Annotated in this window: 17 protein-coding genes; 12 read left to right on the forward strand and 5 right to left on the reverse strand. The window is 71.4% G+C overall.

All coding sequences use genetic code 11. The annotated features are described in order from the left end of the window. Positions 1-83 precede the first annotated feature (83 nt). The 3 genes from G472_RS0109725 to G472_RS40540 all read left to right on the forward strand — a co-directional run bounded on the left by G472_RS0109725 (position 84) and on the right by G472_RS40540 (position 4,789). The gene (locus tag G472_RS0109725; protein ID WP_051340633.1) at positions 84-1,784 is read left to right on the forward strand and encodes a glycosyltransferase family 4 protein; all 1,701 of its coding nucleotides are present in this window, start codon (positions 84-86) and stop codon (positions 1,782-1,784) included. Next, entirely contained in the window at positions 1,765-3,549 is a 1,785-nt protein-coding gene (locus G472_RS36945) for a tetratricopeptide repeat protein (RefSeq protein ID WP_051340634.1), read from the forward strand. Before G472_RS0109725 ends, G472_RS36945 begins: the two co-directional genes overlap by 20 nt. Positions 3,550-3,613: 64 nt before the next feature. Continuing rightward, complete coding sequence (locus G472_RS40540) at positions 3,614-4,789, forward strand: nucleotide disphospho-sugar-binding domain-containing protein (RefSeq protein ID WP_029008238.1); 1,176 nt, start codon at positions 3,614-3,616, stop codon at positions 4,787-4,789. A gap of 25 nt (positions 4,790-4,814) precedes the next feature. On the opposite strand, the gene G472_RS0109740 is transcribed toward G472_RS40540, so the two are convergent. The 5 genes from G472_RS0109740 to G472_RS0109760 form a co-directional block, all read right to left on the reverse strand. Beyond that, a complete protein-coding gene (locus G472_RS0109740; RefSeq protein ID WP_029008239.1) occupies positions 4,815-5,252 on the reverse strand; it encodes a hypothetical protein in 438 nt (145 codons plus the stop codon). Between the two features lie 92 nt (positions 5,253-5,344). Next, entirely contained in the window at positions 5,345-6,421 is a 1,077-nt protein-coding gene (locus G472_RS0109745) for a glycosyltransferase family 4 protein (RefSeq protein WP_029008240.1), read from the reverse strand. A 92-nt stretch (positions 6,422-6,513) separates the two neighbouring features. After that, positions 6,514-7,674, reverse strand: a complete 1,161-nt coding sequence (locus tag G472_RS32230) for a calcium-binding protein (RefSeq protein ID WP_051340635.1) — start codon at positions 7,672-7,674, stop codon at positions 6,514-6,516. A gap of 47 nt (positions 7,675-7,721) precedes the next feature. Continuing rightward, the gene (locus G472_RS32235) at positions 7,722-8,318 is read right to left on the reverse strand and encodes a DUF3102 domain-containing protein (protein WP_051340636.1); all 597 of its coding nucleotides are present in this window, start codon (positions 8,316-8,318) and stop codon (positions 7,722-7,724) included. Continuing rightward, complete coding sequence (locus G472_RS0109760; RefSeq protein WP_029008241.1) at positions 8,318-8,959, reverse strand: ParA family protein; 642 nt, start codon at positions 8,957-8,959, stop codon at positions 8,318-8,320. The genes G472_RS32235 and G472_RS0109760 overlap by 1 nt, the downstream gene beginning before the upstream one ends. Before the next feature lie 216 nt (positions 8,960-9,175). On the opposite strand from G472_RS0109760, the gene rfbC reads away from it, so the two are divergent. From rfbC to G472_RS0109805, 9 genes are all read left to right on the forward strand, one after another. After that, positions 9,176-9,739 (forward strand): dTDP-4-dehydrorhamnose 3,5-epimerase, encoded by a 564-nt coding sequence (rfbC, locus tag G472_RS0109765; RefSeq protein WP_029008242.1) that lies wholly within the window; start codon positions 9,176-9,178, stop codon positions 9,737-9,739. A gap of 6 nt (positions 9,740-9,745) precedes the next feature. Continuing rightward, the gene (locus tag G472_RS0109770) at positions 9,746-10,612 is read left to right on the forward strand and encodes an ABC transporter permease (RefSeq protein WP_051340637.1); all 867 of its coding nucleotides are present in this window, start codon (positions 9,746-9,748) and stop codon (positions 10,610-10,612) included. After that, complete coding sequence (locus G472_RS40545) at positions 10,602-11,996, forward strand: ABC transporter ATP-binding protein (protein WP_029008244.1); 1,395 nt, start codon at positions 10,602-10,604, stop codon at positions 11,994-11,996. Before G472_RS0109770 ends, G472_RS40545 begins: the two co-directional genes overlap by 11 nt. Positions 11,997-12,116: 120 nt before the next feature. Then, a complete protein-coding gene (gene pseB / locus G472_RS0109780) occupies positions 12,117-13,163 on the forward strand; it encodes a UDP-N-acetylglucosamine 4,6-dehydratase (inverting) (RefSeq protein ID WP_084536567.1) in 1,047 nt (348 codons plus the stop codon). Beyond that, positions 13,160-14,392: a UDP-4-amino-4,6-dideoxy-N-acetyl-beta-L-altrosamine transaminase gene (gene pseC, locus G472_RS0109785; RefSeq protein WP_029008246.1), complete on the forward strand. Its 1,233-nt coding sequence runs from the start codon at positions 13,160-13,162 to the stop codon at positions 14,390-14,392. Before pseB ends, pseC begins: the two co-directional genes overlap by 4 nt. A gap of 81 nt (positions 14,393-14,473) precedes the next feature. Beyond that, the gene (gene rfbB / locus G472_RS0109790; protein WP_029008247.1) at positions 14,474-15,535 is read left to right on the forward strand and encodes a dTDP-glucose 4,6-dehydratase; all 1,062 of its coding nucleotides are present in this window, start codon (positions 14,474-14,476) and stop codon (positions 15,533-15,535) included. Positions 15,536-15,610: 75 nt separating this feature from the next. Further along, entirely contained in the window at positions 15,611-16,486 is an 876-nt protein-coding gene (gene rfbA, locus G472_RS0109795) for a glucose-1-phosphate thymidylyltransferase RfbA (protein ID WP_029008248.1), read from the forward strand. Between the two features lie 5 nt (positions 16,487-16,491). Then, positions 16,492-17,454: a glycosyltransferase family 2 protein gene (locus G472_RS32240; RefSeq protein ID WP_035691798.1), complete on the forward strand. Its 963-nt coding sequence runs from the start codon at positions 16,492-16,494 to the stop codon at positions 17,452-17,454. 60 nt (positions 17,455-17,514) lie between these two features. Beyond that, complete coding sequence (locus tag G472_RS0109805) at positions 17,515-18,366, forward strand: GNAT family N-acetyltransferase (protein ID WP_029008249.1); 852 nt, start codon at positions 17,515-17,517, stop codon at positions 18,364-18,366. The last annotated feature ends 32 nt before the right edge of the window (positions 18,367-18,398 follow it).

Genomic DNA, 18,398 nt, shown 5'->3' on the forward strand with positions numbered 1-18,398 from the left:
TCGCACCCGTACGGCCGTTTCGGTAAAAGGGCGCACCGGCCGATCGCGCCCTGCGGCCCTTCCCGACGAGACCCCCGCTTCCCATGGACCAGCCCGCCGCCCCCGCTTCCGCCCCGTCGCACGCCACCGCCGCGGTGCTCTATCACCCCGAAGGCTTCGACGCGTCTCAGGCTCAGGTGAAGGGGCGCCACGCCGCCGGCGCCGGCTTCCTGAAAGGTCTGGCGGATCACGCCGCGGGCGAGGTTTTCTATTGCCACACCGGCAGCCGCGGGGCCTATGAGGATTTCCACCGGCGGCTGGCGGCGTGGCGGGGCCGTCCGGTCGAGACGCGCTGGCTGCACGCGAGCCGGCCGGCCGCGCTGGCGGAGCCGGGCTGCCTGTTCGTTCCCGGCCCCGGCCTGGCCGACTATGCGTGGCAGCGCCGCGGCGTCGACGAACGGGCCTACAGCCTGTGCGGCGTCACCCACACCGTCTCCTCCGACCGCGCCATGGACGCGCTCGGCTCCTTCCTCACCGCGCCGGTTCAGGAGTGGGACGCCCTGATCTGCACCACGCAGTCGGTGCGCCGGGCCTGTCTTCAGGTGATCGAGTCCTATGCCGCCTATCTGGCGGAGCGGATCGGCGCCCGCCCGCCGTTGCGCCCGCAGCTTCCCGTGATCCCCCTCGGCGTCGACGCCGCCGCCTTCGACCGCGACGCCGCCGGGGACGCGGCGGCCGCGGCGCTGCGGTCTCGGCTGGGCCTCGGCCCGGACGACGTCGCCGGCCTGTTCTTCGGCCGTCTGTCCTTCCATGCCAAGGCCCACCCGGTGCCCATGTTCATGGCGTTCGAACAGGCGCAGGCGCGGCTGGAAGCCCCCCGGCGGCTGCACCTGCTGCTGGTCGGCCAGTTCCCCAACGACGGCGTGGAGCGCGAGATCCGCGAGGCCGCCGCCCGCTTCTGCCCATCGGTTCCCGTGCATGTGCTGGACGGGGCGGACCACGCCCTGGCCCGCACCTCCTGGTTCGCCGCCGACCTGTTCGTCTCGCTGTCCGACAACATCCAGGAGAGCTTCGGCCTGACCCCGGTGGAAGCGATGGCCGCCGGGCTGCCGTGCATCGTCAGCGACTGGGACGGCTATCGCGAAACGGTGATCGACGGCGAGACGGGCTTCACCATCCCCACCCTGCTGCCGCCGCCGCGAGCCGGCGCCGACCTGGCGGAGCGTTATGCGCTCGGCCTCGACACCTACGACCGCTTCATCGGCGGCGCGTGCCTTGCCACCGCCGTCGACGTCGCCGCGTGCGCCGGTGCGCTGGCGCGGCTGGCCGGCGATCGCGACCTGCGCCGGCGCATGGGCGACGCCGGCCGGCGGCGCGCCGTCGACGTGTTCGACTGGAAGCACGTCATCGCCGCCTATCAGGCCCTGTGGGCGGACCTGGCGGAGCGCCGGCGGGCCGCCCCCCTGCCGGCCCCGCGCGCCGCGGCGGATCCCGGCAATCCCCTGCGCGCCGATCCGTTCTCCATGTTCCGTCACCATCCCACACGCACCCTGGCCGGCACCGAAACGGTCCGCATCGCCGTCGCCGATCCCGGGCAGGCGCTGGAACGGGTGCTGGCGGGAACCATCAACAGCTTCGCCACCGCGGCCATCCTGCCGCACGACGTCATCCGCCGCCTGGTGGCCGAGCTTGAAGCCGGACCGCGGGCGCTGGGGGACATTCTGGCACCGCAGACCCTGGCCCAGCGGCGCCTGACGCTGCGCACTCTCGTCTGGCTGAAGAAGTATGCAATCGTCGAACTCTGAGGCGCCTGCCGCCATCGTCCTGCGCGCCGATCACCTGGTCCGGAACCGCCGGGTGGCGGAGGCCATCCGCATGCTCGAAACGGCGGCGGCATCCCATCCCGGCGATGCCGGGATCCTCGTGCGTCTGGCCGAGGCCGACCTGAAGGCGGGGCAGCCACGGCGGGCACGGGCGCGGGTGGAATCGCTGCTGGCGACCGGCCGGCCGCTGCCCGGCCGGGTGCACGCCCTGTGCGTGCGGGCCGGTGCGGCGATGAAGGACATGGGCTGGTACCGGGAACGGCTCGACGCCGCGCTGCGCGAGGCGCCGGGCAGCGCCGAGGTGCAGCTTCTCGCCGGACTCGACCGGCTGGACCGGCGGCAGCCGGCCGCCGCCCTTCGCCATCTGGAAGCGGCGGTCAACCTGCGGCCCGGCCATGTCTCCGCCGCGCTGGCGCTGGCGCGCTGCCTGGAGGCACTGGCCGACGACGCCCGGGCCGAGCGGGTGCTGCGCGCCGCGCTGGAGCTGGAGCCGGAGAACAATAACCTTCTCATCAACCTCGCCAACGCCCTGCAGCGGCTGGAGCGCTACGACGAGAGCCTGGAGACCTACCGCCGCTGCGCCGCCATCGCCGGCCCGACGGCCTCCCTGCTGGCCAACGTCGGCGCCTTGCTGCGCCGTAAGGGCGCGTTCGACGAGGCACGGCGCGTCTACCTCGCCGCCCTGGCGCAGGATCCGGGCAACGCCAGCGTGCTCTACAACTTCTCCAACCTGCTCAAGGAGACGGGCGACCTGGACGGTGCCATCCGGATGGTGCGCCGCGCCACCGCGGTCGACCCCGGCAACGCCCAGCTCCATTGGAACCTGTCGCTGGCGTTGCTGGCCCGCGGCGACTTCCGCGAGGGCTTCGCGGAGTACGAATGGCGCTGGAAGTACGCCGGCTTCCCGTCCCGCCGCCGCGATTTCACGCAACCCCTGTGGGACGGGTCGTCCCTGGACGGCCGGACGCTGCTGATCCACACCGAACAGGGCATGGGCGACGTTCTCCAGTTCCTGCGCTACCTGCCGGAGATCCGGGGGCGCGGCGGCCGGATCGTGCTGGAGTGCCACGACGCGCTGATGACGCTGCTGGCCGGCCGGCCGGAGATCGACGTCATGATCCCCCGGTTCGCCACGCCGCCCGCCTTCGACGTCCATCTGCCGCTGTTGTCGGCACCGTATGTCCTGGGTCACGCCACGCTCGACGATCTGCCGGCCGACGTGCCCTATCTGGCGCTGCCCGCCGGCACGGCGCCCTTCGCCATTCCGGAGGCACGCCCCGACCGGCTGAAGGTGGGCATCGTTTGGGGCGGCAACCCGCAGTTCTCCAACGACCGTGCCCGCTCCGCCCGGCTGTCCCATTTCCTGCCGCTGCTGGGGGTGGAGGGCGTGCAGCTCTTCAGCCTTCAGAAAGGGCCGCGCGAGGCCGACCTGGCGGGTGCGCCGTCGGACATCGTCCGCCTGTCCGACCGCATCGGCGACTTCCGCGACACGGCGTCGGCGATGCTTCAGCTCGATCTGGTGATCTCCACCTGCACCTCCACCGCCCATCTCGCGGGGGCGCTGGCGCGGCCCCTGTGGGTGGTGCTGCACCACGCGCCGGACTGGCGCTGGATGGTCGGCCGCGACGACAGCCCATGGTACCCGACCGCCCGTCTGTTCCGTCAGGACCGGCCCGGCGACTGGGCCGGCGTGATCGACCGCGTCGCCACCGCCCTGCGCACGATGGCCGCGGCGCCGCGCGGCTGATCGCCGGCCACACCAGGGCGCCCGCGCGGGCACCGAAACCACGACAAGGGGAAGGACGCACGGCATGGCACGGGTACTGCTCGCCTGGGAACTGGGGGACGGGTTCGGCCACGTCACCCGTCTGGTTCCCATCGCCCGACGGCTGCGGGACGCAGGGCACGACTGCGTGTTCGCCATGCGCAGCCTCGACAACGCCCACACCGTGCTGGACCGCGAGGGGTTCCGGCTGGTCCAGGCGCCGTTTGCCGTCCCGCGGCCGCTCCCCGGCAACACCGCGGGCGGCATGCAGAGCTTCGGCGATATCCTCGCCGCGGTCGGGTTCGCCGATCCGCCGCGGCTGGATGCGCTGGTCACCGGTTGGGAGTCGCTGCTCGACCTGCTGGATATCCGCCTGGTCGTCGCCGACTATTCCCCCGCCCTGTGCATCGCCGCCTTCGGCCGGCTGCCGGTCATCAACATCGGCGACGGGTTCGTGCTGCCGCCGGGGCATCTTGACCACATGCCCACCTTTCATGACCGGCCGCCGCTGGTGCCGGAGGAGCGGCTGGTCGCCGCCGTCCGCACGGTGCAGGAACGCCACGGACGCCCCGTCCCGCCCAACCTGCCGGCGATCCTGGCCGGTGCCGGTCAGTTCGTGGTGACCCTGCCCGAACTGGACTTCTACGGCGACCGCCGGCGCGAACCGGCCATCGGCCCCCTCCTGCCCCTGCCCGCACCGCTGGAGCGCGCGCCGGAGGAGGATTACTTCGGCTATCTGTCGCTGGGCTACCAGCACACGCGCAAGGTCCTGGATGGCCTGGCGGCCAGCGGCCGGAAGGGCCGCATCTACCTGCGCGACGCAACCCCGGCGCAGATGCGCGAGTACCGCGACAAGGGCCTGGTGATCCACGACACGCCCCAGCCCATGCGCGAGGCGGTGGAACGGGCCGCGGTCGTCGTCCACCACGGCGGCGTGGGCACGGTGGAGACGGTGCTCGCCCTCGGTCGCCCGCAACTGATCGTGCCGCGCCACCAGGAGCAGCGGGGCAACGCCAACGCCCTCGGCCGCCTGAAGGTGGCGGTGTCCATGCGTTCCGGCGGCGTGTTCGAGCCGCGCCACGTGACCGAGGCGCTGGCCCACCTGCTGGCCGAGCGATCGTTCCGCGACAACGCCGCCGCCACGGCCCGCCGTCTCGCCGCCGCCGGCCCGTCCGACGCGCTCGACCGCATCATCGCCCGTTGCCTGGAACTGCTGGACTGACGGGACAGGGAGGGGGCATCGGCCGCTACAGCCCCGGCGGCGGGCCGCTCTCGCGCAGGCGGATGAAGGCCGTCTCGATGCGGTCGCTCATCCGGGCCACCCGCTCGGCGTCGGCGGCGGAGATGAGGCGCAGCAGGTCCAGCACCTCCTCGTCCATGCGCGGGAACAGGCGGGTGATGCCGACGACCGTATCGTCGGCGCCGTCACCGGGCCGGACCTCTTCCAGGATGATGTGGAACGGGCAGCCGCGCAGGGCCAGCGCCGCCAGCGCCTTCAGCCAGCCCGGCGAGTCCGGGCAGAAGAAGCTGGGAAAGACCAGGCGGCCCTCCATCTCCCAGCGCCGCGACCGGGCGTCGGCCGCCGTGACCGCGTTGGGGTCGAGCCCGGCCTGACGGCGGGCCTCCTCCAGCATCTCCATGGGCGCCTGGATGATCCAGCGCGCCTCGATCTCCTCCCCGCCCATGCGCGGCTCCGCCTTACGGTCCGATCGGTTGGATGATCGGAAGAGGTGGGCGCGCCCGCAAGGGTGATTCCGGGGGGGACCCGTCCGGGCGGTCAGGGGCGTGCGGAGGACGCCGCGGCATCGAGCGCCGCCGCCAGGCGGGGCAGCAGTCCCTGGAGCGAGTAGTCGTGCTCGACCTTGCGGCGTCCGGCGAGCCCCATGGTCCGGCGCAGGGCGGCGTCGCGGCCCAGGGCCACGACCGCCTCATACCATTCCTCCGGCGTCTCGGCGAGGAACCCGTTGACGCCGTGCTCCACGATCTCGCGATTGACCCCCACCGGCGATGCGATGACCGGCTTGCCGCACGCCATGTACTGGATCAGCTTGTAACCGCACTTGCCGCGCTCCCAGCGCGTGTTGGACAGCGGCATGATCCCGACGTCGAAGGCCCGGATCTCCTCGACCTCGGTGTCCTCGCGCCAGCCGGGGCGCTCCGCCGCAAGGTCGGGAACGGAGTTGTCGTTGGCGCCGACCAGCACGATGCGGATCTGTCCCTCGCCGCACAGCCGGTGCAACGGGCTGCGCACCAGGTCCAGGTAACGGGCGGTGACCGGGGAGCCGATCCAGCCGACGGTCAGCCGGTCGTCCACGTCCGCCGGCGACGGCTCGCCATAGCGCGCCAGGTTGACCACCGTCGGGAACACCTCGACCCGGCGTGCGCCGGCCGCCAGCGCCCGCGCCGCCAGATAGGCGTTGCCGACGGTCACCAGCGCCGCGCCGCGCATGATGCGATCCAGCTTGGTGCCCAGCGCCGCGCGCACCAGCGCGCTGGGGTGGCTGTCGTAGACGTGGAACCAGGCATCGTCATAGTCGATGACGTAGGGCGGTCCCCAGGCGAGCAGCATCCGCTCGATCCCGAAGGGCAGCCAGGGCAGCAACTCCTTCTCGATCCACAGCAGATCGTAGCGACGGATCGTCAGCATGCTCAGGATGCGCGTGACGTAGGAGCGCGCCGCCAGCTCCATCGGCCGGGCACCCTTCTCGTACAGGGCGGCCAGATAGGCGTCGGGGAGCAGCGGCGACACGTCCACCTCGATGCCGCGCTCCGCCAGTTCCGGCAGGAACTGGTAATACCGCAGCCGGCTCGACGACCCCAGACGGGCGTAGCGGGAAAGCAGGAGAACGCGCATGCGCTGAGGTGCCGCTGTTGACGCAATGCGGCACGCTAGCGCGCCCGGCGCCCCGGCGCAACCGGCCGGAGCGCCGCAGGACCGGCCCCGGGTCAGAAGTATTCGAAAAAGCTCACGCTCACCTCGGCGGCACCCACGCCCACCAGTTCCACCTTGTAGCCACCGGTGAAGTTGATCACCACCCCGCGCGCGCCATCCGACAGGGTGAAGGAGGCCCCGACGCTGACCTGCATGCGGTCGCCCTCCGCGAAACGGAAATCCTCGATGGTGTCATACCCCGTGGCGCCGATCAGGTTGAACCGGTCGGCACCGAGCCCGCCGCCCAGCAGATCGTTGCCGGCGGCGCCGAACAGGGTGTCGTCACCCTGCCCGCCGAGAACGGTATCGTTGCCCTCGCCGCCATAGACCACGTCGTTGCCCTGGCCGCCGTGCAGCCAGTCGTTGCCGGCCTCTCCGTACAGCAGATCGGCGTGAAGGTTGCCGTACAGCACGTCGTTGCCGTCTCCGCCCGACAGGGTGTCACGGTCCTGGCCGCCGAACAGCGTGTCGTCGTCGCCGTCACCCTTGAGCAGATCATCGCCCTGGTTGCCGTACAGCACGTCGCCGCCATCGCCGCCCGACAGGGTGTCGGCCTCCCGCCCACCCGCCAGGGTATCGCTTCCGGTCCCGCCCAGCAGCGTGTCGCTGCCGTCCCCGCCGTCGAGGATGTCGTCACCGTCGCCGCCGTCCAGCAGGTCGTTCCCGGCATCGCCGTAGATGGTGTCGTGCCCCGCTCCGCCGCGGGCCGTGTCATCGCCGCCGCCGCCGGAGATGATGTCATTGCCGCCGCCGCCCTCGACCGAGTCCGCCCCGTCACCGGCGCGCAGCGTGTCGTGGCCGTCGTCACCGAACAGGGTGTCGTCGCCGGCCTCCCCCTCGATCAGGTCGTCGCCGCTGCCGCCGCTGACGAGGTCGTTGCCGGTCCCGCCGAACAGGTGGTCGTTGCCGGAGTCGCCCAGAATCGTGTCGTTGCCGTCGCCGCCATGGACGGTGTCGAACCCGTCGCCGGCGTCCAGAAGGTCGTTGCCGGCATCACCGAACAGCAGGTCCTCGCCAAGGCCGGCGACCAGGGTGTCGTCACCGTCACCGCCGTACAGCGTGTCGGCGCCCCCCACGCCCGACAGGACGTCGTTGCCTGCCAGACCGAAGATCACATCATCCCCCGCGGTGCCCGTGAGGGTGTCGGGGCCGGCCGTTCCCGTAATGGACGCCATCGCGTTCGACCTCTCTCCTTCCGAACGATATCGAAAGGATAGTGCCATCACGGCTCCCTGTCGTCACCCGCGTTCGCCCCGGGCAAGCCGGCGGTCGGTCCCAGCAGCGCCGCAATCTCCTCCAGGCGGCGGTCGATGCGGGCACGCTCCGCCAGCAGACGCTCCCGCTCCGCCTCCAGGTCGGGGCCGGACGGGGAGGGCGCGGCGCGGCGGCGACGCTTGAACGCCACCAGTTCGGCCCGGCGCATGTCGGGACGGATGATGCCGGTCGCCACCGCCTCGGTCCGCTCCGCCTCGTTCAGGGTCGTGATCTCGTAGACCATGGAGTAGGACGGCGGCGCGATCTCCCGCGGGACCAGTCCGCTCTCGATGGCGCGCGCGGCGGTCATCAGCTTGTGCGCCACCGCCCGCCCGAAGGGCAGGCGCTCCTCGATCATGGCGATGAAGCGGCCGTGGGGCAGTTTGCGCTTGGCCTGCTCCAGGTACTGGCCGATCAGGACGAAGCGTTCGTGGCTCTCGGTCCACAGCCGGCCGATCTCCGCCGCGAAGTCGTCGGCGTCGGACAGGTCCACCAGGCGGGTGTCGATGGAGTCGAAGCGGGTGTCGCGCGACGCCCGGCCCCGGGTTGCCGGAACCAGTTTCATCAGGCTGCCTCCGCCGCGGTCAGGCCGAGCCGGCTTGCGGCGAATCGCCACAGGGCGGCGACATCCGGTGCGGAGCGGCCGTCCGGCAGTTCCAGCACCCCCAGCCCGTGGGCCGCGGAGCGGAAGAACTCGGTCAGGTCGGGGATGTCCACGGGACACACCTCGGCCACCCCGGCCAGGCGGCGGCGGGCGTCGCGCACCTCCAGCACCCGTGGTTTGACCTGGTTGAGCACGAAAGCCGCCGGCTTGCCGAAGCCGCGGGCGAAGCGCATGGCGCGCTCGGTCGAGGTGACGTCGTCGATGGTGGCCTTGGCCGGCACCAGGATCATGTCGGCGGCCAGCAGCAGCGTCTTGATCGCCTGCGGAAACACCTCCACCGCGGTGGGGGTGTCGACGATCAGCAGGTCGATGCCGTCGATGGGCTCGGGCGGGCCGGACACCTCGGCGATGGGCACCACGAAATGCCGGATGGCCGGCCGTGCCGGGTCGCGGCGGTCCCACCATTCCGACAGGCTCTTCTGCGGGTCGGTGTCGAGCGTGGCCACCGCCACGCCGTCCAGCACCGCCGCCACCGCCAGATTGCGGGCCAGCGTGCTCTTCCCCGATCCGCCCTTGGGGCTGTAGATCAGCAACGTCTTCATCGGACATGCCCTGAATGTCTCACCGGTGAGACGAACCCCGGCCGGTGCGCGCGGCCAACCTAGCGGGGCGGCCCCGCCGAGTCCACCCGCGCCGCCCTCGCGGTCGCTCCCGTACGGGGCAGCAATCGGGCGACGGCGTGCACGCACGGCTTGACGCGGGGGGCGCCGGTCCGGCAACACTCCGCCCGCCCCGTCTCCTGATCGAAGTCATGCGCCATGGACATCCAACGTCTTGCCATTCCGGAGATCGCGATCCTCAAGCCGGCCCGTTTCGGCGACTCGCGCGGCTTCTTCTCCGAGACGTACAACAAGCAGCGCCTGGCGGAACTGGGCATCGACCTGGATTTCGTCCAGGACAACCACGCCTATTCCGCGGAGAAGGGCACCATCCGCGGCCTGCATTTCCAGACGCACCCCTTCGCCCAGGACAAGCTGGTGCGGGTGGTGCGGGGCGCCATCCTGGACGTCGCCGTCGACATCCGGCTGGGCTCCCCCACCTACGGGCAGCATGTGGCGGCGGAGATCAGCGCCGGCGCATGGAACCAGATCCTGGTTCCGGTCGGCTTCGCCCACGGCTATTGCACCCTCACTCCGGACACCGAGATCATCTACAAGGTGACCAACTACTACGCCCCGGCGCACGACCGGGGCATCCTGTGGAACGACCCGGCCCTGGGCATCCCCTGGCCGGTGGACGAGGGTGACGCGATCCTGTCGGACAAGGATCGCCGCCTGCCGACGCTGGCCGACCTGGCCGATCCCTTTCCGTATCCCGGCTGACGTCCCGTGAGCGCTTCGCACCCCACCATCGTCATCTCCGCCGACGCACCGCCGCCCCGGTTCCTGGACAGCGCGCTCGGTCCCTTCCGCCTGCTGGTCCGCCACGCCTTCCCGGTCGCGCAGATGACCCGGCGGGAGGTGGCGGCGCGCTACCGCGGCTCCGTCGCCGGCGTGCTCTGGTCGTTCGTGCAGCCGCTGCTGATGCTGGGCATCTACACCTTCCTGTTCGGCTTCCTGTTCCGCCCGCGCGTGGCCACGGCGGCGCCGGTCGATACGGTCGATTTCGCCCAGACCCTGTTCGTCGGCATCCTGCTGCACGGCCTGCTGGCCGAGTGCATCGGGCGCGCCCCGACGATGATCCTCGGCAACCCCAACTATGTGAAGAAGTTCGTCTTCCCGCTGGAGATCCTGGCCTGGCCGGCGACCTTCTCGGCGCTGATCCAGTTCTCCTTCGGCGTGCTGGTGCTGGTGGCCTGGCACCTGGCGAGCCTTCAGGGGATTCCGGCCACGGCCCTGCTGCTGCCGCTGGTGGTGGCGCCGCTGGCGCTGCTGACGGCGGGCCTGGTGTGGCTTCTGTCGGCGCTGGGCGTGTTCGTGCGCGACGTCGGCCAGGTGATCGGGCTGGTGGTGACGCTATTGATGTTCACCGCACCGATCCTCTACCCGCTGGAGATCCTGCCCGAAGCGGTGCGTCCCTGGATGTGGCTGAACCCACTGACCCTGCCGGTGGTGGAAGCGCGCAAGGTGCTGCTGGAGGGGGGGCTGCCCGACTGGACCGCCCTGGGCATCTACGCCGCGGCGGCGTTCCTGGTGGCGTGGGTCGGCCACTACGTCTTCGCGCGGCTGAAGCGGGCGTTCGCCGATGTCATCTGATACCGCCATCCGCGTCAGCGGCCTGTCCAAGCGCCATCAGCTCTACAACCAGCCTCTGGACCGGTTGCGCCAGCGCTTCGCCCGCGACGGCGCGCGCCATTACAAGGAAGTCGTGGCGCTCGACGGCCTCGATTTCGAGGTGCGGCGCGGCGAGACCGTCGGGGTGGTCGGCCGCAACGGGTCGGGCAAATCGACGCTGCTGCAGATCCTCAGCGGCACCCTGCGCCCCACCGCCGGACGGGCCGAGATCCACGGCCGCGTCTCGGCGCTGCTGGAGCTGGGGGCCGGCTTCAACGGCGACTTCACCGGCCGCGAGAACGTCTACATGAACGCGGCGATCATCGGCCTGACGCGCGAGGAGATCGACGCGCGCATCGAGCGGATCATCGCCTTCGCCGACATCGGCGACTTCATCGACCAGCCCGTGCGCGTCTACTCCAGCGGCATGTACATCCGCCTGGCCTTCTCCCTGGCCATCAGCGTCGATCCCGACATCCTGATCGTCGACGAGGCGCTGGCGGTGGGCGACGAGGCGTTCCAGGCCAAGTGCTTCGCCCGCATCAAGGAGTTCCAGAAGCAGGGCGGCACGCTGCTGTTCGTCAGCCACGACGCCGGGGCGGTACTCCAGTTCTGCAATCGCGCCCTGCTGCTCGACAGCGGTCGCCTGATCCTGTCGGGCAAGCCCAAGACGGTGATCACCCAGTACCAGCGCCTCCTGTACGCGCCCATGGAGCAACGGGACGCCATGCTGCAGGAGATCGCTGAGATCCAGGCCATGGAGGACGCCTCCGCCGAGGGCACGGCGGCCGCGCAGCGGGCGGAGCCGGCGTCGGCCGAGCGGGCGGTCACGGTTGCCGCCGCCCCGGCCGAGGGCGCCGCCCTCTACGATCCCAACCTGGTCTCCAAGGGCCGGCTGGAGTATCCGCCCAACGGCGCGCGCATCCTGGACCCGCGCATCGAGACGCCCGAGGGCGAGCGGGTGAACGTGTTGCGCCGCGGGCGGGAGTACGTGTTCCGCTACGCCGTGGCGTTCGACGCCGACGCCGACCAGGTGCTGTGGCTGATGGTGTTCCGCACGCTGCAGGGCTATGCCCTGGGCGGCCAGGGATCGCACCGGCTGTCGCGGTACGAGCCGCACGTGCCCGCCGGCACGGTGGCCGAGGTGTCGTTCCGCTTCACCTGCCGCCTGTTCGGTGGCACCTATCTGACCAACTGCGGCGTCACCGCCAGCCATTACGGCGAGCGGCAGTACCTGCACCGCGTCATCGACGCCGTGATGTTCCGCGTCGAGGTGGAGCCGGACATGCCGTCCGGCGGCCATGTCGATTTCGGCCTGGAACCGGCCGTCACGTTCCGGCGCGCCGAGGTGGCGCGGGCGGGGTAGAGGCCAAATGGCGCATTAACGACCTGCTAGCCATTGCGACGTAGGCTGGACGGTCGAATCCTTTCGAATCCGTCGCCAGCCGAGGCCCGTCCCTTGCCCGCCACCAGCAACACCGCCTCCCTGTCGCAACGACTCGCCAGCGCGCCGGCCGATTGGCACCGCGACGCCCTGGCCGAACTGGACGGCGCTTCGGTGCTGGTCACCGGCGGCACCGGGTCGTTCGGACGGCGCTTCGTGGAGACGATCCTGACCGCCGCCCGGCCGCGCCGGGTCATCATCTTCTCCCGCGACGAGTTCAAGCAGTACGAGATGCAGCAGCATCTCGGCCCGGAATGGGGCAGCCGGCTGCGCTTCTTCATCGGCGACGTGCGCGACCGGGAGCGGCTGGAGATGGCGATGCGCGACGTGGACCTGTGCGTCCACGCCGCCGCCCTGAAGCACGTCCCGGCGGCCGAATACAACCCCATGGAGTGCATCCACACCAACGTCTACGGGGCGGAGAACGTGGTGCGCGCCGCCCTGAACACCGGCGTGCGCAAGGTCGTCGCCCTGTCCACCGACAAGGCCGCCAACCCCATCAATCTCTACGGCGCCTCCAAGCTGGCCTCGGACAAGATCTTCATCGCCGCCAACAACCTGACCGGGTCGCTGGGCACCCGCTTCTCGGTGGTGCGCTACGGCAACGTGGTGGGGTCGCGGGGGTCGGTCCTGCCGTTCTTCCGCAAGCTGATCGACGACGGGGCGCAGACGCTGCCGATCACCGACGCGCGCATGACCCGCTTCTGGATCACGCTTCAGCACGGGGTGGAGTTCGTCATCTCCAGCTTCGCCCTGATGCAGGGGGGGGAGATCTTCGTGCCCAAGATCCCCAGCATGCGGATCGTCGACATGGCCCGCGCCATGGCGCCGCACCTGCCGCACCGGGTGGTCGGCATCCGTCCCGGGGAGAAGCTGCACGAGGTGATGATCACCGAGGACGATTCCCGCCAGACCTTCGAACTGGCCGACCGCTACGTCATCGAGCCCGCCTTCACCTTCTGGAGCCACGAGTCCTACGAGAAGCTCGGCGCCCGCCCGGTGCCGGACGGCTTCCGCTATGCCTCCGACACCAACACCGACTGGCTGGACGCCGACCGGCTGACCGCGCTGCTGGCCGGGACGCCATGACCGCCGGTGCTCCCTTCCTGCCCTACGGCCGCCAGAGCATCGACGACGACGACATCGCCGCCGTCGTCGCCGTGCTGCGCAGCGACTACCTGACGCAGGGCCCGATGGTGGAGGCGTTCGAAACCGCGCTCGCCGCCCGGGTCGGCGCCTCCCGGGCGGTCGCCTGCGCCAACGGCACGGCGGCGCTGAATCTGGCCTACCGGGCGGCGGGGCTCGGCCCCGGCGACGCCGTGGTGGTGCCGGCCATCACCTTCCTGGCGACCGCCAGCGCCGCCCGCCTCGCCGGTGCGGAGGTGGCCTTCGCCGACGTGGATCCCGACAGCGGACTGATGGGTCCGGACCACGCCCTGGCCGCCATGGCGCGGGCCGAGGCCGCCGGCCTGCGGGTGCGCGCCATCGCCCCCGTCCACCTCGCCGGGCAGGTCGGCCCCCTGGCGGCGCTGCGCACGCTGGCCGCGGAACGCGGGCTGACGGTGGTGGAAGACGCCTGCCACGCCATCGGCACCGCCTGGACCGACGGGGCGGGGCGCACCGTCGCGGTCGGCGCGGACGCACCCGGCGTCATCACCGTCTTCTCCTTCCACCCCGTCAAGACCATCGCGGCGGGGGAGGGCGGGGCGGTCACCACCGGCGACGCTGCCCTGGCGGAGCGCCTGCGCCGGCTGCGCAACCATGGCATGGAACGCGACCCGGCACGGCTGACGGTCCGCGACCTGGCGTGCGACGCGGACGGCACGCCGAACCCCTGGGTCTACGAAATGGCGGAGCCCGCCTTCAACGACCGCCTCAACGATCTGCAATCGGCCCTGGCGCTCAGCCAGTTGGGCAAGCTCGACGTCTTCACTGCGCGGCGCGCGGCGCTGATGGACGCCTACGCGCGCCATCTGGCGCCGCTGGCGCCGCTGGTGCGCCCGCTCGCCCGCACCCCCGGCTGCCGGCCGGCCTGGCACCTCTGCGTGGCCCTGGTGGACTTCGCCCGCGCCGGACGCCGGCGCAACGCCGTGATGGCCGACCTGCGCGCCGCCGGCATCGGCACCCAGGTCCATTACATCCCCGTCCACCGGCAGCCCTATTACCACAGCCGCTACGGCGCCCTGGCGTTGCCGGGGGCCGAAGACTACTACGCCCGGGCACTCACCCTGCCGCTGTTTCCCGCCATGGCCGACGGCGATCCGGAGCGGGTCGTGACGGAGTTGGGACGGGCGCTGGCACCGGCGGGTTCCGTTTGAATTGGCTTCGGCCAACGTCTAATGTGCCCGCGCCCTCCCGGGGGTCCTGCTTCGACAGATTGGATCGGTGAGCGCCGCGAGATGCCCAAGACAGTCCTGATCACCGGCGGTGCCGGCTTCATCGGGTCGGCGGTGATCCGCCACCTCATCGCCGACACCGACGCCCGCGTCGTCAACGTCGACAAGCTGACCTATGCGGCCAACCCCGCGTCGGTCGCCCATCTCGCCGACCATCCCCGCTACGCGTTCGAGCAGGCGGACATCTGCGACCAGCACCGCATGGCCCACCTGCTGGAGCAGCACCGCCCCGACGCGGTCATGCATCTGGCGGCGGAATCCCATGTGGACCGCTCCATCGACGGGCCGGGCGCCTTCATCATGACCAACGTGGTCGGCACCTACGCCCTGCTGGACGCCTGCCTGGCCTACTGGCGCACGCTGGACGACGCGGCGCGGGCGGCCTTCCGCTTCCACCACATCTCCACGGACGAGGTGTTCGGCTCGCTGGGCGAGACCGGCCATTTCGTCGAGACCACGCCCTACGACCCGTCCTCGCCCTATTCGGCCAGCAAGGCGTCGTCCGACCATCTGGTGCGCGCCTGGCACCGCACCTACGGCCTGCCGGTGGTGGTGTCGAACTGCTCCAACAACTACGGCCCCTGCCAGTTTCCCGAGAAGCTGATCCCGCTGATCATCCTCAACGCGCTGGAGGGCAAGCCGCTGCCGGTCTACGGCCGGGGGACCAACGTGCGCGACTGGCTGTATGTGGAGGACCACGCGCGCGCCCTCTGGCTGATCCTCAGCCGCGGCGTGCCGGGGGAATCCTATAACGTCGGCGGCAACAACGAGATGCGCAACATCGACGTGGTGCGCGCCATCTGCGCCATCCTCGACGAGGTGGCGCCGCCGCTGGCCGTCGGCCCGCGCGAGGGGCTGATCACCCACGTCACCGACCGGCCCGGCCACGACCACCGCTATGCCATCGACGCCGCCAAGATCCGTCGCGACCTGGGCTGGGAACCGCGGGAGACCTTCGAAACCGGTCTGCGCCGCACGGTCGACTGGTACCTCGCCAACCGCGCCTGGTGGCAGCCGCTGCGCGACGGGGTGTATCACGGCAACCGGCTGGGCCTGGCGGGATGACGGGAACTCCTTCGGACGAATAGGACGGTTGCCGGGCACCGCCCGGCTCAAACGATAAGAACACGAGGATCGAGCATGAAGGGGATCATTCTGGCCGGCGGTCTCGGCACGCGCCTGTACCCCGTGACCCACGTCGTGACCAAGCAGCTCCTGCCGGTCTACGACAAGCCGATGATCTACTATCCCCTGTCGACGCTGATGATGGCGGGCATCCGGGACATCCTGGTCATCTCCACACCCCACGACCGGCCGCTGTTCGAACAGCTTCTCGGCGACGGCAACCGCTGGGGCCTGCGCCTCAGCTACGCCATCCAGCCGGAGCCGGCGGGCATCGCCCAGGCCTTCCTGATCGGCAAGGACTTCATCGCCGGTGAGCCCTGCGCCCTGATCCTCGGCGACAACATCTATTTCGGCCACGGCCTGCCGGCCATGCTGCAGGAGGCGGCGGCGCGGCGTGAGGGCGCCACGGTGTTCGGCTATTACGTCAGCGACCCGGAACGCTACGGCGTCGCCACCTTCGACGCCAGCGGCCGTGCCATCGACATCGAGGAGAAGCCGCAGCGGCCCAAGTCCAACTGGGCCGTCACCGGCATCTATTTCTACGACCACCACGTCACCGCCTACGCCGAGGCGCTGAAGCCCTCGCCGCGCGGTGAGCTGGAGATCACCGACCTCAACCGCATCTACCTGGAGCAGGGCACCCTGCGGGTGGAGCGCATGGGCCGCGGCTTCGCCTGGCTGGACACCGGCACCCATGACAGCCTGTTGCAGGCGGGTCAGTTCGTGCAGACGGTGGAGGCCCGCCAGGGCCTGAAGATCGCCTGCCCCGAAGAGGTCGCCTACCAGATGGGCTACATCGACGCCGACCAGCTCACCCGCCTTGCCGAGCCGCTGCGCAAGAGCGGCTATGGCCAGTACCTGCTGAGCCTGGTGGACCGCTTCCCCCGCTGACCCCGGTGCATGCCTCGGTCCTCATCCCCGCCAAGAACGGCGGGGCGCTGTTCCGCCGGGTGCTGGAGACGGTGCGCACCCAGGCGACGCCCTGGCCGTTCGAGGTGGTGGTGGTCGACAGCGGCTCGACCGACGGCACGGCCGAGGCATGCCTGGGGGTGGAGGGTGTGCGCCTGCACCGCATCCCGCCGGCCGAGTTCGGCCACGGCCGCACCCGCAACCTGGGCATCGGTCTGGCCCGCGGCCGTTTTGTCGCCCTGTTGACCCAGGACGCCCTGCCGGCGAACGAGCGCTGGCTTGCCGAACTGCTCGCCCCCTTTGCCGACGAGTCCGTGGCCGGGGTCTTCGGCCGGCACGAGGCCCACGCAAATGCCGACCCCTTCACGGCCCGCGACATCGCCGCCTTCTTCGACGGACTGGCGGCCGGGCCGGCGGTGGTGGCGGTGCGCCCCGACGAGCGGGAACGGTGGGACCGCGACACCGCCTGGCGCCGGCGGCTGGGCTATTTCTCCAACAACAACTCGGCCCTGCGCCGCACCGCATGGGAGCGGGTGCCCTTCCCCGACGTGGAGTTCGCCGAGGACCAGGCCTGGGCCGCCCGGGCGTTGGAGGCGGGCTTCGCCAAGGCCTACGCCGACCGCGCCGTCGTCCGCCATTCCCACGACTACGGCTTCATCGAGCGGCTGACCCGCTGCTTCGACGAGGCCGCTGCCCTGCGCGCGCTAGACGGCCGCAAGATCGTGCCGACGCCCCTGCACGCGCTGGCCGGGCTCGGCGGGCGCATCGCGCTGGACCAGGCGTACGCCCTGCGCAGCGGTCTCTACCGCCGGGACCCGCTGGCGGCGCTGGTGCGCCCCGCCGACACGCTGGCGCGCCAGATCGGCTATTTCCTGGGAAGCCACGCCCCGCTGCTGCCGCAGCGCTGGCGCACCGGCCTGTCGCGCGACGCCGCCCTGCGACGGGCGTAGCCGCCGGCGGCGGAGCGGCTTACACTGCCCGGCGATGCGACCGAAGGGGAGGCGAGGGCGATGGGTGACGGCTTCACCGTGCGGCCGGCGACGGCCGGCGAGGTGGACTGGATGATCGGCCGTGCCGCGGCCGAGGGCTGGAACCCCGGCCACGGCGATGCCGCCGCCTTCCGCGTGCAGGACCCCGAGGGTTTCCTGGTAGGGGTGGAGGAGGACGGGGAGCCGGTCTCCTGCATCTCCGTCGTGAACTATGGCGACGCCTTCGCCTTCCTCGGCCTCTACATCGTCCGCGCCGACCGGCGGGGACGCGGTCTGGGCATGGCCACCTGGCGGGCCGGCATGGCCCGGGCCGGCGGCCGCACGGTCGGGCTGGACGGGGTGGTGGAACGGCAGGACGATTACCGTGCGTCGGGCTTCGTGTACGCCCACCGCAACGTCCGCTTCGGCGGCCGGGTCACGCCGCCGCCCGCGGAACCGGCCGGGGTGGTGCCGCTGGGCGACGTGCCGTTCGCGGCGGTGGCCGCCCTGGACGCCGCCTGCTTCCCGGCGGAGCGGGACGCCTTCCTGCGCCATTGGATCGCAGCACCCGGACACCACGCCCGCGGCCTGCTGCGCGACGGCCGGCTGGCCGGCTTCGCCGTCGCGCGGCCCTCCGTCGAGGGGCACAAGATCGGCCCGCTGTTCGCCGACGACCGGGCAGCGGCGGAGGCGCTGTTCGACTCCCTGGCGGCGGCGACGGCCGATGGCGGACCGCTGTTCCTGGACGTGCCGGAACCCAACGCCGCCGCGGTGGCGCTGGCACAGGGGCGCGGCCTGATCCCGGCCTTCGAGACGGCGCGGATGCACACCGGCCCGGTCCGCCCGGTGGCACTGGACCGTGTGTTCGGCATCACCAGCTTCGAACTGGGCTGACGGAGCGGAGCCGGGGCGGTAGAGTGCGGCCC

This window comes from Azospirillum halopraeferens DSM 3675 (assembly GCF_000429625.1).
Lineage (GTDB): Bacteria > Pseudomonadota > Alphaproteobacteria > Azospirillales > Azospirillaceae > Azospirillum > Azospirillum halopraeferens.